10 protein-coding genes are annotated in these 15455 nt (G+C 40.7%); 4 read left to right on the forward strand and 6 right to left on the reverse strand.

Annotated features, from left to right (window positions below):
* Nucleotides 1–33: 33 nt before the first annotated feature.
* Nucleotides 34–624, forward strand: coding sequence for a DUF924 family protein (locus UABAM_RS20550; RefSeq protein ID WP_151969875.1), 591 nt, complete (start codon nucleotides 34–36; stop codon nucleotides 622–624).
* Between the two features lie 95 nt (nucleotides 625–719).
* Here UABAM_RS20550 and UABAM_RS20555 read toward each other — a convergent pair whose 3' ends face one another.
* A complete protein-coding gene (locus UABAM_RS20555) occupies nucleotides 720–2519 on the reverse strand; it encodes a prenyltransferase/squalene oxidase repeat-containing protein (RefSeq protein ID WP_151969876.1) in 1800 nt (599 codons plus the stop codon).
* Between the two features lie 304 nt (nucleotides 2520–2823).
* Between UABAM_RS20555 and UABAM_RS20560 the strand changes: the two genes are divergently transcribed.
* Together UABAM_RS20560 and UABAM_RS20565 are read left to right on the forward strand one after the other, a co-directional pair.
* Complete coding sequence (locus UABAM_RS20560) at nucleotides 2824–5907, forward strand: bifunctional serine/threonine-protein kinase/formylglycine-generating enzyme family protein (RefSeq protein WP_173013455.1); 3084 nt, start codon at nucleotides 2824–2826, stop codon at nucleotides 5905–5907.
* Nucleotides 5908–5919: 12 nt separating this feature from the next.
* Nucleotides 5920–6747 (forward strand): hypothetical protein, encoded by an 828-nt coding sequence (locus tag UABAM_RS20565; protein WP_151969878.1) that lies wholly within the window; start codon nucleotides 5920–5922, stop codon nucleotides 6745–6747.
* Here UABAM_RS20565 and UABAM_RS20570 read toward each other — a convergent pair.
* Nucleotides 6711–8159 (reverse strand): hypothetical protein, encoded by a 1449-nt coding sequence (locus UABAM_RS20570; protein WP_151969879.1) that lies wholly within the window; start codon nucleotides 8157–8159, stop codon nucleotides 6711–6713. The two genes, UABAM_RS20565 and UABAM_RS20570, sit on opposite strands and share 37 nt — an antisense overlap.
* Nucleotides 8160–8288: 129 nt before the next feature.
* Between UABAM_RS20570 and UABAM_RS20575 the strand changes: the two genes are divergently transcribed.
* A complete protein-coding gene (locus UABAM_RS20575; RefSeq protein ID WP_151969880.1) occupies nucleotides 8289–8879 on the forward strand; it encodes a thioredoxin family protein in 591 nt (196 codons plus the stop codon).
* 54 nt (nucleotides 8880–8933) lie between these two features.
* Here the strand turns inward: UABAM_RS20575 and UABAM_RS20580 are convergent, their stop codons facing one another.
* The 4 genes from UABAM_RS20580 to UABAM_RS20595 form a co-directional block, all read right to left on the reverse strand.
* Nucleotides 8934–10145: a toll/interleukin-1 receptor domain-containing protein gene (locus UABAM_RS20580; RefSeq protein ID WP_151969881.1), complete on the reverse strand. Its 1212-nt coding sequence runs from the start codon at nucleotides 10143–10145 to the stop codon at nucleotides 8934–8936.
* Between the two features lie 12 nt (nucleotides 10146–10157).
* Entirely contained in the window at nucleotides 10158–11354 is a 1197-nt protein-coding gene (locus tag UABAM_RS20585) for a toll/interleukin-1 receptor domain-containing protein (protein ID WP_151969882.1), read from the reverse strand.
* A gap of 111 nt (nucleotides 11355–11465) precedes the next feature.
* Complete coding sequence (locus UABAM_RS20590) at nucleotides 11466–12959, reverse strand: hypothetical protein (RefSeq protein WP_151969883.1); 1494 nt, start codon at nucleotides 12957–12959, stop codon at nucleotides 11466–11468.
* 42 nt (nucleotides 12960–13001) lie between these two features.
* Entirely contained in the window at nucleotides 13002–15419 is a 2418-nt protein-coding gene (locus UABAM_RS20595; protein WP_173013456.1) for a serine/threonine-protein kinase, read from the reverse strand.
* Between the last annotated feature and the right edge of the window lie 36 nt (nucleotides 15420–15455).

The following is a 15455-nucleotide window of genomic DNA, read 5'->3' on the forward strand; positions in this document are numbered from 1 at the left end:
TTTCTCTATACATTGTAGAAGAACGGATTGGTTATGAGTTATCGTGAAATACTCGATTATTGGTTTGGTGATTTGAAAAACGACGATTATTTCCCTGCACGCAAGGCAAAAATTTGGTATCGCAAAGATGAAAAAGTGGATATGTACATTCGCGAAAATTTTACAGAGGTTTGGAAAGATGCGTGTGATAAAAAACTAGGTAGTTGGTACGATGATCCGCAGGGGGTTGTGGCGGTGATTATTATTCTCGACCAATTCTCGCGTCATCTGTTTCGCGATGATGTTCAGGCATATGCACAAGATGAGTATTGTGTGGATTTGTGTTTGCAAGTATTGGATTGCGCACCACATCTATTCACTTTAGAGAAGGCATTTTTATACATGCCTTTGCAACACAGTGAGGTTTTTGAATTACAGGAAATGAGTGTGGAATTGTATAAAAAATTGGCCGACAATGCCAATGAAAAAATCCGCGAACAAATGTATGGTTTTTATGATTACGCCTGTGCGCATCGCGACGTGATCAAACGTTTTGGTCGTTTCCCTCATCGTAATAGCATTTTGCAACGTGAATCGACAGAGGAAGAACGACAATTTTTACAACGACGTGGTTCCCTATTTTAGCATACTACTAAACTATATCCATTTTTGAGTGGCTCGAACGGTGGAGTCGGCAAAATTATTTTGCCGATCCGAATTTAGAGAAGATGGAGGCTTTGTCAATGTTTCGCTTTGCGATATTCGCGAATTTGCTGCCATGCACCTAGTGAAAATACAATGGGGTAAAGCAATTCATAGTACCATAAACTTGCATAGTACAAGCCAATCGGCGTTACGGGAAAATGTGTTCCGTTTTTTGTCGCTTGTAAAAGCCATGCTTCACCATCGCGGATCGCCTTTTGTGTTTCGTTGTCGCTAGATATACAACCAAGTTTAGCAAGAGCGTGAAGTGCTAGAGCTGTCTCCTCAATAGACGGTACAACTTCACAATCCCCCCCCCAACCACCATTTGCGTTCTGTGCACGTAGCAAATAGTCTTTTGCTTGCGCAATGAGTTTGTCAACGTTGTAGATTTTTACATCAAGTAGGGCGATAAGAACACGTGCCGTTCCGTAAACCGGATTTTCTTGACGTGGGGCATGTTCATTGCCAAACCACAGAGGAATCCAACCATTACGCCAGTTTTTTTCTAGATAACGCAGGGCTTTTTTCATCGCGATTTGAATGCGTTTTTGCACGGCGTTGTCTACATGTGGATACCATTTACTCCAAGCGCTTAATGTGTGTGCTGTTAAATCTGGGGTACTGCGATCAAAAGGCAAGGCCCCCCATCCACGACAAAATGTTGGTATACCACCGTCGCGATTTTGTAAATCTAGCAGCCAAACGACACCGTTTTGTGCCGCAGATATTACCTGTTTGTTTTCGGGGGCTAAATTTGCCAAAGCAATCAAAGCTCCTGGTGTATCATCGGCATCCGGAACTCCACCCGACAGATCAATCCATGCCCATCCTCCCGGTAACGCGTTGGTAAAGGGATGGATATTTTTTTGTTGTAGTTGTAGAATCCATTCTAAGGTGTTGTCTTTGTTGGGGAAATCGGCAAAACTTTCGTGAGAAATCGCCGCCGCATTTATCGTCAGTGTCGTACCCCACACTGTTAAGTTAATATCAATAGGCCAGCTGCCATCTTCGCGCAAGGATTCGACTAAAAATCTAACGCCTTCTTCCACAACTTTGTATCCAGGGTGCTTCGGTGAAAGGTATGATGCCAAGCTCATCGCCACAAAACTTGTCAAAGGGATTGCCTCTAAGTAGCCACCGGTCGTGGGTTGGATATCACGTAGTTTGGACAGTGTTTTATTTACGGTGAGGCGACGTAAGACGTAGGTAATCGGGTTACGTGTTGCGCACAAATGATGGCGAACTTGACCAATGGCAATGAGCGCTGGTAGTGCATAGCTAACGACAGGTAGTTGTAAGAAGCTGAAAAATTGATGCGGTAAAGCGGCGAGTTCAAAGGGGAGTTGCATGATGCGCCTCCACAATTTTCTGTCTTTTCCAAAGCGTCCACTCAGGGTACACATCGTTAGAATAGGTATGGCAAACGTTTTATCTTTCCCGTATTTTTTGCGAATGGCGGTGGCTATGTTTTCCATGGAAATTCCACCAGCATGATGGGTGATCCATTTTTCCGCATTTGCCATGAGTTCGGGGTAATTTTCTTCCTGCTTGGCCGCACAAAAAGCCGCCCATACAAGACATGTTGTACTGATGTTACTCAAACTCAGTGGCGTGTCTCCCCATCCCCCATCTTCATTTACGTTGTTGGCTAGCCACTGCGCTCCACGGGCGATGGAGGCACTATGCTGCTTGGCATCAACAATTGCTAGTGCACAAATGGCAGTTGCGGTAGATAGTGCGCTGGGAGATAGTTCACCTATCCATCGTCTATTTTCTACTTGTAGTTGTTTTAGGTGCTCTAAGGTATTTTTCGCGGCTTCTTGTAATTGTTTCATAATGTAAATCTCGCTGTGTGGATTCTAGGGATATTTTTACAGCATTCTTAGCAAACATCTAATTACAATGCAATAAAAAATAATTATTGTATCGCTTATTTTTTACTATTATAATCTAAACCACGTACTTATAAATTATTAAGATTCGGTATTTGGTTGAATACGATCCCATACATTCTCAGCATTGACTATACTTAAAAACGAGATCGTACAGTTTTTTTGCAAAAATTCTCATAATATTTCGCAAACTCCAAATCATTAAATTTGTACAATAATACTCTTCAAAAACGGGGGGATGGGGACAATGGAAAAATGGAGTTGTTCGCGTTGTGGCCACGTAATGACACGATTTCAAAATTGTGAAAACTGTGGCGCTGACGAAGCTTTGGTTCTACCATTAGATACAGACGATTTTTTCGATAAGGCAATGACTAGCCGTGTAACAGAGGTTCTTGACTCTTCGCAATTTACACGTGATTCAAGCGAAGATGAGTCGGATATTGATGAACAAATTAGCGAGTCTGCCATCGAATTTAAAGAAGAAGAGATGGCCTTTTTTGATTCGCAAGCAAGCGAAAAAGGCGATTTTTTTGAAGAAACAAGCCTTGAGGATAGTGTAGACGCTACGATGGTTTTGGGTGCCAAACCAACGAAGGAACCTACGGCGCCCACCGTTTGTATTCCCACAGATAGCGAAATTCGTCAAGCTTTTGGTGAACGCCCAATCAATGCAACAGACGAAACGTTTGTTCATCCTCAAACTCCTCGTAGTCAGCTTGAAGGTTTTCCCAAGGAAAGTACACAACCTAAATCCTTGCCACATGTTGGGGGAAGCGCCCTGGCGTCCACACGAGAGCAAGAAGAAGGACCTTCTCGTTTTCAACGTTCCGACGTTATTGGTGGTATATTCGGCCGTTGCCGCGTTGTTGAAAAAATAAGCGAGGGAGCAATGGGACGCGTATACAAGGCTTTCCATCAAACACTTGATAAAACAGTCGTTTTAAAGGAACTTCCTCCTAGTTTGGCCTCTTCTCAGGAATTGCGTGAGAGGTTTATTCGCGAAGCCAAAGCATGCGCAAAAATCCATCACCAAAACGTCGTTCAGGTCTTGGACGCGGGATACGAGAATGGTGTTTATTTTTACATTATGGAATATGTCGATGGCCTAACCGTAGAAGAAATGCTCACCCAAAAAAAGAAACTTTCCATTGAAAAAGCATGTTCCATTATCATTGATGCGGCAAAAGGATTGCAAACAGCCCATGATCAAGGAGTTGTGCACCGTGATATCAAAGCTTCCAATATCATGGTGACACACCAAGGACAGGTCAAGGTGGCCGATTTTGGACTAGCATGTGATTTAAGCAGCAGTAAAATTTCGGTTGCAGGGCAAATTATGGGGACACCTCAGTATATGTCTCCCGAGCAATGGGACGGAGCCTCCAATGTAGATGCACGAAGTGACTTATATAGTTTGGGAGTCACTTTTTATTATATGCTTGCAGATCGACTACCTTTTGATTCTGGCAGTACCGTAACACTTTTTAAACAGCATATTTCGGAAAAACCACCCGCACTTAAGTCCTTAAATCCCGATATTCCGCCGGCATTAATAAAAATCGTTAACAAATTGATGCACAAAGACCGTGAAAAGCGTTACGGTAATGCGGAAGAACTTGTGGAAGATTTAGAAAACTTTTTGCGCGATAATCATAAAAGATCGGCGGTACGCCGTAAGGTAATGGCTCTTAGTATTTTTATGGCCTTTCTTGCCGGAATTGCTTATTCTCATCACCTGGGTTATACAAAAAAACTTTGGGATTATGCTCAAGTCGCAATGAAAACAGATTCTAAAACAACGAAGCAAAACACTGAACAAGGGCAAAAGAACGAGCAAGGGCAAAGTTCTGAGCAAGGGCAAAGCTCTGAGCAAGGGCAAAGCTCTGAGCAAGGGCAAAACACTGAACAAGGGCAAAAGACCGAGCAAGGGCAAAAGACCGAGCAAGGTCAAAAGACCGAGCAAGGGCAAAAGACCGAGCAAGGTCAAAAGACCGAGCAAGGGCAAAAGACCGAGCAAGGGCAAAAGACCGAGCAAGGGCAAAAGACCGAGCAAGGTCAAAAGACCGAGCAAGGGCAAAAGACCGAGCAAGGGCAAAAGACCGAGCAAAGCTCGGATACAACAAAAGAATCTAAAAACGATACACCAAAAAATGTGGAAAAAGCGCCACAAAAGATCAAAGTTGTTTTGCCGCGTATCCAGATAAAAATGAAAAAACGCATCTTCAATAAAGCGGATGTGGCTGTTTACGGTAAGATCGCTGGAAAATTGTCGGAGAAGATGAAAATTTTTCTACTGATACAAAAAAATAATCGTTTGTATAAAAAGCAAGGTGTCACGGTAAAGAAGAACAAATTCTTCAGTAAAATGCGTTTGCCGGATGGTAAGTATAAAATTGTTCCGCAAGTTGTTCACGTAAAACAAGGTAAAAAAAGAATTGGGCGTGTGTTGTCTTTTGTGATTGATAGTCAACCTCCCGTGGTAAAATTATTAAATCCTAACCGCGAGCAAATATTTTATGAAGAGCAGGTCGGAAATTCTGTACAACTTAAGATCGAAATTCGCGATTTTTTAAAGATAACAAAAGCGTTTGTCTACCAGCAAAACAAAAAAGTACCATTGCGGAGTCAAGGTGGTTACTATATGGGAAGTATAACTCTAAAGTACGGTAAGCAGAGTTTATATGTCGTCGCCTACGATCAGGCGAAAAATATGCAAAAAATGCGTTGTGAATGGGCTCTTGTTCCGCGCAATATGGTACGGATTCCTGGGGGAACAATAACTCTAAACGGTCGCGTCGTAAATTTCAAAACGTTTTACATCGATAAAAATGAGGTGACAAACGGTCAATATGCTCAGTATATTCAGAGGTCTGGAGCACAACCACCACTGAGGTGGAAACCTCAAAATACAGACCTGTGGCGCAATAAGCCTGTCGTTTTTGTTGGTTACGACGAAGTGACACGTTATTGCCAATTTGAAAAAAAGCGTTTGCCTTCCGAAGCGGAATGGGTGGCTGCGGCGCTATGGAATAAAAATAAATTGCGCAAATACCCGTGGGGAGAGAATGGAAATGTTTCATGGCCGAAAAAAATAAAAAAAGTGAAAAGTTGGTCGGTGGACACTAGTTATTTTGGCATACATGACATGGCAAGTAATGTTTCCGAATGGGTGCAAAATGAAGATAAAGAAAATGCGATGCGCAAAGGCGGAAACTTTATTTTAAATCCCAAATATCTCAAGAGAATGTTATGGGATCAAGTGAATTTTATGGAACCAAAGTCTTCGCGTAAGAATTGGCTGGGGTTTCGTTGTGCGTTTTCAGAATAGGGAGGTAGTACAATGCAGTATTTGCTGTTGTTTTTTGTAGTGTTTTTTGCTGGATGCCAGTATGCACCCGTTACCAAGACGACATTAAAAACAATACCCAAAGAGACCGGTGAAAAAATCAACAGTACGATTACGGTCGGAGTTTTTATTGATAATCGTTTTTCTTTCTGGCCGAGAAAAGAACAAAATTCTCCACTTGTTGCCGCGGAGGATAGTAAGATGATCAAGGACTTTGAGCCTATTCCCGGAATGAAGGAGGTTCGCATTCCGATGGGGGACGTTCGCAGTCGTTTGTCTTACACTTTACAAGAGTCAGGAAAATTTAATGAAATTATCAGTCCTCCGACACGACTCATTGGAGATTCTCTAGAAAAAATGATGAAGAAAGCTCTAGAGACAAGTGACTACTTAATCGTGGGAGAAGTAAATCGCTTTCACATTCGCGACTTAGGGCGCAACACCACTTCTGCATTGACGATTCCTTTTGATATGACGTTACTATTTTTACCAAATTTGATCGTGTTTCCTTTGTCGCAAGGTAAATCTTTTTTACTGACGGGAAACGCTTTTCGTACGAGAACCGCAGAATGTATCCTCTCGATGTCGATCACAATTTACGAAGTGGAATCTGGAAAGGCAGTCACCACTTTTCGCTTGGAAGAAAGTGCCATGGCTCCTGTCGATGCCACAGCAGTGTATGGTGACTTTTACAACGATGAAGATGATTGGGTGGATATCAGTCGCAAGTTAGGGGAAGTGGCTCTTGCAAATGCTTCTATTGCTGCGATTGAAAAAGTTCAACGCTATTGCAAAGAGATCAGCGGACAAACAGAAGAATAAATATAGTCGCGGAGGATATTCACAAAATAGGGGTCATCAGGATATAAAGTTTTTTCGGTAAAACGACAATCTATTAGTGGATTGCGTATCTTTTCGTGATAAAGAAAAATTTCAAAGGCCCTAGCGAAGACTTCCGTATTCTGGCAATAGTAATCACAGTTAAACTTTTGGCGACTAAACCAACGTTTTTTCAAGACAGATCCCGAAGGTAATTTTTCTATATTTGTTGTGACTAAATCAACGTAAACATCTATTATATGGCGAAATGAAGCACCTTCACTGAGTAGTGTTTCATTTTCCCCATGAGTGTAGTCAATTTGATGTGCCAGTTCATGTGCAAATGATTCTGGGTGGTCAATGGCAAAAATAGTGGCTTTTTCGCCGGGGAAATACAAACCATCGGCCCTGTGTTTCCCTAGTTTTTTTACTCGTAAAGAATGATCTCTTGCCTCGGGAATGGTAAAGCGATTGTGGAAGTCCATGAGATGCTTTTCTAAGATGAAAAAACGTTCGAGATCTGTGCTATTGTCTAGCTCTACATAGCCATAAAAATTCAAAAAAGCATTGTCTTTCATCACTGCCATCGTTTTTTTGAGAATATTTTTTTTGGTTTCAAAAACACGTGCATAACTACTGCGATCTTCTTCAACGCGTTTTTTTACCTTCACATACTGTAGGTGACGTATGATTTCTTGGCATACAAACCACTTGTCCCAATCATCACCTATCTGCCCATAAAAAATATCACGATACTTATTGACTTGGTGCGTGTAGTGGGCTTTGTAACTCTCTCCCCAATAACGCTGAATTACCTTTTTCATATCTTCGGCAAAATTTGTGTCTATGGGAAGTTGTACCTCTATACTGTTTTTGTTCACCGCGACACAGTGTTTTGCCACCAAGTATTGAATTAAGTCGCTATTGTGTTGGGCAAAGTATCTAAGGCAGTGGTCTATATACTCTTCGGCAATGAAGGAAGTGTAGTCATATATTGTATGATATTCGCCTTTAAAGTGAGTCAAACGCCACGGCTTTTTGTGACAGTTCTTGGCAAAAGTGGCACGGCGTAAACTATAGGCAACAATGGTTTCTTTCGTGTTTCTTATTTCTATTTCAATAGGTTCTAAACGCTGAACCTCTTCCAGGTCAAGATTGTGTTGTTTGCAACATACCTTTAGTAGCGAAAACAAATAACAATGATAATCGCTTATGGGATACAGTGGGCGAATGACAATATCCTCTTCTTGGATAATTTTCACCGCACGCTCTAACAACGAAAAATCTTTGCGCATGCGTTTGCGAATAGCGATGTGTAATTTTTCGTATTGTTTTTGCTCACAATCACTTGTGCTTATTGTCAACTTTGTGCTATACAATATATCCATTTTTTGCAATAAACTGCTTGACTTCACATTATTTACCTGCAAACTTATAGTAGTTCTAAATTAACATAAATTTAACTTTACAATGCACCAATAATCTGTATACTTTGGCGAATTTGTAAAGTTACATCTCTACAGTATTTTGAAAGGAATACACACATGAAAAAATTTATCATCCTGTTATTGTGTGTTTGTAGTGTGGCGTTGATTGCTGGTGAAAAAGCACCTGAATTTACCTTAACCGATGCAAATGGTAAAAGTCACTCTTTATCTGACTTCAAAGGCAAAGTAGTTGTTCTTGAGTGGACAAACTACAGATGTCCTTTTGTTGTAAAACACTACTCAGGCAAGAACATGCAAAATCTTCAAGAAAAATACACCAAAAAAGGTGTTGTATGGCTTTCTATCTGTTCTTCCGCTCCTGGAAAACAAGGCCACATGTCTGCCGCTGACGCAAAAAAAGCTGTTGAAAAAGCTGGTGCAAAACCAACCGCTTACCTAATTGATGCTGACGGCAAAGTTGGTAAAGCGTATGGAGCAAAAACAACTCCTCATATGTTTGTTGTTGGTGCCGATGGTAACTTCCTTTACAAGGGTGCCATTGACAGCATCCGTTCTGCAAAAGCATCTGACGTTGCAAAAGCACAAAACTTTGTTTCTCAGACTCTAGATGCAGTTATGGACAAAAAAGGCGAAGTTCCTGCAAGTACCAAATCTTACGGTTGTAGTGTAAAATACAACAAGAAGTAATTCATTGAACCAAACTAATATTTCACGGGTACCCCGTGAAATATTAGCTTTTATCTAACTTTTTTCCTTCAAAATATCCGCCACTTTCTTCTCTAATTGTAGCAAACGTTCATTTGTTTTATCAACTTGTGTTTGTAAATTTTTCAATAGCGCCAAAATTTCGCTGTTGGCGCGTCGTTGTTCGTCTTTGTATGTAATTTGTTTACGCACTTGACGCAATTTACTTCCCTTTAGCTCTGCGATAATTTCCGCACACGCGTCTTTTAATTTTTCTGAATCGGCTTCGCGGCAATCAATATATTGTACCACTTTCATATATGTTGGTAACATGGCCGAGTATAGATAAATGGGAAACAATATGTTTTCTTCGGTATCGCGATCACGGTACAAAGCAATATTGAACTCTTCCTTACATACTTTTGAGTTTAGATAATCTTCGGAATAGACGGCAATTACTTTGCGACAAGAATCAAGCGCATCGTAAATTTGTTGCTGCCATGCACAACCGACATTTAACTCACGACGATCAATAAATATTTGTAGCTCACTATCGAGTTCCTTCAAAAAAGAAACGATTTTGTTTGCCTGTTCGGAGTCTTGGTGGGAATAACTGACAAAAATGTCATACTTATGGTGCGAAACGTCTGAAGCTGTTTTGGGTTGGGTAAATTGATCATAGCGCTTTTTCAACTCAGGGAATATGCGATCGGCTTCGCGAATGTCTTTTTCGGTAAAAGCAGTTATTTTAAGGTGTTCAACAGGAAGGCCCATACTCAGCCAGTGTGCGGCCGCTTCGACTAAGGACGTTAGCACTTGTGATACTTTTGCACGACGTTTCCCTGTAGAGACTAGAGGCATTGCCACATTTTTTAGCTCGTTGTCATTACTTAAAAACGCAATCATACTCTGAAAGATATCTCCGATGACTTCAGCGATTTGCTGACGGATTTTTAATGGCTCGAAACACAGAAGTCTTTTAAAATTTACGGGGCAGCGCTCTTGATCGATCTCTTGGGAAATCCAACACGAAAAAGATTCGCGAAGATCTACCGCCTTATTGAGCGCGTGTCCGCCTACCGATACGTTTTTGTCTTCGAGAGCAGCAATTAGAGTTCCCTTTGATGGATCATACATCCCAGGGAAAGCGGAAACGACTAAGATATCTACATCTTCTTCTTTGGGGATTTCGCTCAGATCTCCATGAAAAAGTTGAATGTACCGTGGTTGTGAATTGTGATACACTGTGATCGAATCGATCATTTTCATTGGTCAGTTCTCCTACTCACTATCGAAAACGCGTTTGTATAATTTGTCCAATTTATGTTGCATGTCGTTTAACTTGTCGGTTGTCGTACTCATTTGTGCTTGCAGTTCGCGAATCAAAGAATATACATCATCTTTGTTTGAGCTTTGTGTTGTTGTCACGCCGCTGAGTTTTTGTGAACTTTCGTCACTAATAATTTTTTTGCAGGCAACGCGCAGTTTATTTTGATCTCCCTCACGACAATCTATGTATTGCAAAACTTTCATATATGTGGGCAAAGCGGCACTGTAAAGATATATGGGGAATAACACATTTTCTTCGCGATCGCGATCGCGATACAGGGCAATATTGAATTCTTCTTTACATACCTTAGAATTGAGATAATCTGTAGAATAAAGAGCCACTACCTTACGGCACGAATCTAGAGCATCATAGATTTGTTGTTGCCATGCGCAGCCCACGTCGAGTTCCTTACGGTCGATAAAAATGCGCAATTTGTCGTCGAGCTCTTTTAGCAAAGATACCAAGTGGTTGGCTTCTGCCGTGTTTTGATGCGAATAGCTAATGAAAATATCATACTGATAGCTGTCGTCTTTTGATTTTTCCTTAAGAGGAGCTTGTTGGTGATATTTTTCTTTGAGTTGTGAGAAAACATCCATTGCCTCGTCAACACTTGATTGGTTGTAAATGGCAATTTTGATACGTTTTACCGGTAAGCCCATGCCAAGCCAGTGTGCCGCCGCTTCGACAAGAGCTGTGAGGATTTCGTTTTTGGAAGCTCGTTGACTACCTGTGGCAACTAAAGGCATTGCCACATCCTGTAGCGATTCGCTATTGCTCAAAAATGCGATAAGACTTTGGAAGATGTCTCCAATGACTTCCGGGACGTGTTGTTCGCGCTTCCTAGGCTCAAAACATAAGATTTTTTTGAAATTGACACCCTTGTTCTCTACTTCTTTCGATAACCAGCACGAAAAGGTGTCGCGAAGATCCGATTCTTTATCTTTTGCTAATTTTCCTACAGATACCCCTTGATCTGACAGTGCCCCAATTAAAGTTCCCGGAACTTCGTTGTAGTCTCCAGGAAAAGAGGAAACCACCAATATGTCCACGGCGTCTTTATCGGGGATTTGACTTAAATCTCCTTTGTGCAGCTCGATAAAGCGCGGTTCGGAGTTGTGGTATACCGCAATGTTATTGATAAGTTGCATGAAATATTCCTTAATGGTTTTGTGATGTAGTCAATAAAATATACCACACTATTGCAACACCACATAATATTAATGCATCTTTCGCGAAGAGTTGTGGGCGTTTGCGTTTTATTACTTACGAACCTCTTCGATGTTTTGCAGCGCGTAATCACAAAATTCTGCCATCAAGAGCTGTGCATTGTCTTGGTGTTTTTCTTTAAGCTCTTTTATGATGGAGATCGCAGAAGAAGAGTTTGGGGCCATTTCTTTACCCAATATGTAAACAATTGTGCGTTTGTCACTGTCTTGGTATTTGTCGCTTTGCAAAATAGTGATAAATTTTGCCACAACTTCTTTACGTTTATTGGCAAATTTACTAATTTCCCATAAGCTACTATTTAAAATATATGGTTTTGGGTGATCGGGAGTACTTATGTTTGCCATTAAATGATCAAAGTACACTTGTGATTGTTTTTCGATCATGAGTTTTTTAAAGTGCTCATTCGCGAATGATTTGCGCTTTTTAAAAGCCTTTTCTAAAGCGGTTAGCAGCTTGTTTTGGTCGACTATCTTTAGAAATACTTGCTGGAGATCATCGAGTAACTCCGGAGATTTTGCACCGGCAACTACTTCAATAGCTTGTGGATCATCAGGAACAATGTGTAAAAGGGCCATCGCCAATTCTACACTGTAGGTGTCCCACGAATCACCTGCGAGAATTTCTTTGATCTTGGCTTGGAGTTTTTTCGACAATGGTTTGGCTTTGTCTTTTAGTATAGCGGCGGTGCGCATAATGTCGTCGCTGTAATCTTGTGGATCACCCTCAATAGCTTTTTCCAACAAAGTTAATATATATGGAATTTCGTCTGGCTTCGCGGTATGTGCAAGTGCAGGTAATGTCGCTTCATGGGGACCAATTTCACTAAAGGGAATTTGGCGAAGAACGGCAAATATTTTTCCCTTCTCACTTGTAGTGTAGTGGGGAAGTGCTTGTAGGTATAGATGATGACCGCTAGAGCGAAGATCATCGACGACTTCTTTGGCTCCAAACTTTTCGCGATCCACATGACGCTTTAGTATTTTGGCCTTTACTTGGTGACTATTTGTCGCATAAAAGGCCGCATCTACACGTATGATACCATTTTTATAAGCTTCATAAATATATGCTGCGGTCTCTTTTTCCGGAAGTTGTTTTAATATATCAGAAGCAATACCGCGATATTTCTTATCGGAGAGCAGTCCGATAAATCTTTCGGCATATTCGATACGTCGTGGAGTTTCGATATATTTTTTTATAATGGCGAGGATTCCTGTGCACTCTAATTCTTTTTGCCATAATTCATTTTGCAACTTCTCTAGATTTTTTATTTTATTCTTTTTTCTAATCTGTAATGTCAGTCTGAGCGAAGTGTACTCATGGTAATGGTCCTCAAACCTTTGTAATAAAAACCCAGTAACCGCAAGTTGCTCATGATCGGAGAGTAAAGCTAATCGTAGTATAGCTCCTGATGGTTTGTCACTAAACAAATCGTCGACGATTTGTGTGGCTTTTGATTGCGAAATGAATAGAGATGCACCACCGACTACGATGACGCCTACGATGATTAGGAGTGGTAAATTTTTCACGTATTCCCGCTTTCTAAATGAATTGTACCGGTAAAAGACAAATTACTTGTTTTTTAACTGTTGCATTTTTCGTAAGTGATATTGCGCTTTCTTGTATTTACCTAACGCTTGATAGCATTGGTAGAGTCCTTTATGTGACTTCCAGTTAGGCGAAATAGCGGTAGCACTTTGAAAGTCTTTTATCGCAGGTTTATATTTTTCTAGAGATAAATATACAAGTCCTCGGTTCATATAAACGATAAAAAATCGTGGGTTAATTTGTAAAGCTTTATTAAAGTCTGCTTCGGCTTCTTTGTACTTTTTTAAATTACAATACACAAGTGCGCGACCAGCATATGCGTTGGCGAAGTTAGGTTCTAAACGAATGGCTTGGCTGTAATCAGATATGGCTTCTTGATATTTCTGAGACATGTAGTAAATATTACCGCGATTGCTGTACGCTTGCATGTAATCGTCGTTTAATTTGATCACTTGGGAATAGTCGGCAAAAGCTTTATCGAATTGTTGCCAATTGCGATATAGGTCGCCTCGACAGTAGTAAGCGTACCAAAATGTAGGTTTTAGTTGCAGGGCTTTATTGTAGTCACGTAAGGCTAGTGAATAGTTTTTTAAAGCTTGATAAATAATACCTCTTGTATTGTAGGCAGTTTCTGAGTTAGGCCTTAGCTGAATCGCTGCGTTAGCATCTTGCAATGCTTTTTCGTAGTTTTTAAAATTTTCGTACACGAGAGCACGGTTCTCATAGGCTTTTCCATATTGGGAATTTATTTTTATTACTTTATCAAAATCAGTGAAGGCTCGCGTGTAGTCTTTAATATCTTTGTAAACAAGTCCCCTATTGTAGTAGATTTCAAAGTTTTTTGGATTTATCGCAATGGCAGTGTTGAAGTCTTGTATGGCTCGCGTATAATCTTTGAGTTCCTTGTAAGCGAGTCCTCTATTGTTGTAAGTTTCAGAGTTTTTTGGATTTATCTTAATGGCCGCGTTGAAGTCTTGTACGGCTTTTTTATATTGCTTTAAGTTGCAATAAAGTATTCCACGATTATTATACCCCTTTGGGTCTTGGGGGTTGGTTTGTAACTGTTCGTTGTAGTATTGCATGCCTTTTTGTAAGTCGCCGCTTTGTGAACTTACATACGCTTTCAAAAAACTCCAATTTTCATCTTCGCCAAATTCTTCGACATCTTGAAAAATTTTTGAAAACAATTGCGCGAATTCTTTATCGTTTTGCAAAACTTTGTGCTTTTGTAGCGAACGGTCTAATGCACTCATGACTTTGTTTAGAGAGCGTCTGATTTGGTTCTTTTGTTTTTCTGCTTTTACTCGGGCGCGATCAGCATCAATGGATTGTTTTTCCGCTCTTACTCTAGCACGATCCGCATCAATGGAATAGTGGATGACCATGACCAAAGAACAGCACAAAATACTTATAATGGTTGCCAAACTAATAAACGTTGTTTTATAACGCTTTGCGAGACTGACGAAAAAGTTCCATGCGGTATATTTTTTAGCAATAATGGGTTGATTGCTTTGTAAATTTCGCAGCTCGCGGGCCAACTGTTTGAAGTTTTGGTAGCGGCGTTGTGGCTTTTTGTCAAGGCATTTTAAGCACACCGCTTCAAAATAAGGAGAAATGCTGGGATTCATGCGACGCGGTGGAATGGGATCGTTGCGTATTATTTGAAAACAAATTTCGTGAAAGGAATCTCCTTGGTAAGGGGTTTGATACGTCAAAGCCTCATACATTGTTACACCAAGAGAATATATATCACTTTGTTGTGAGGGGTTTCCGTCGAGTTGTTCTCTGGACATGTATAGCACGGTTCCTACGAATCCCCCGGGGATTGACATGCTTTGGCTTTTGTCTGTGGAAACTTTGGCCAAACCAAAATCCATCACCTTTGGTTCCCCTTGGCGAGTCATCATGATATTCGAAGGTTTTATATCGCGGTGTAGAACTTTTTGCCTATGTGCATGAGAAAGTGCTTCACATACTTTTATCAGCACTTGTAGCAAAAATTTCGGCGGTACTTTTTTGGCTCTAATAAGATCTTCTAATGTAAAGCCGTCTATGTATTCCATGGTCAAATACGATTGCGGTGCGTCCCCAAAATCATACAAACGCACGATATTGGGATGATCTAGTTGGGTCATGATTGCCGCTTCACGCATAAACCTTTTGATTTCATTGCGATCTTTTTCTAACATGACTTTGAGAGCGACAAAACGCTGAAATTTTTGATCGAAAGCCTTGTAGACAATTCCCATTCCACCACGGCCAAGCTCTCCGTGGATAATATAACGGCCAAAGTGTTGACCTGTCTGAATTACTTGGTAATTTTCTTGTTCGTTTGTGGACATGTTGCTAGGGATTTTCGTTGGCGAAGGTCGTATAGTCTCAGCACGATAAGCAACATGTGGGTTTTTACCGGTATTATTTTTTTGTTTACGATGATCCATATACTTTCCTGACAAACAATAAAGCATTTTGCTAAA

The sequence above is a fragment of the Candidatus Uabimicrobium amorphum genome (genome assembly GCF_009002475.1).
In the GTDB taxonomy this organism is placed as follows: Bacteria; Planctomycetota; Uabimicrobiia; order Uabimicrobiales; family Uabimicrobiaceae; genus Uabimicrobium; species Uabimicrobium amorphum.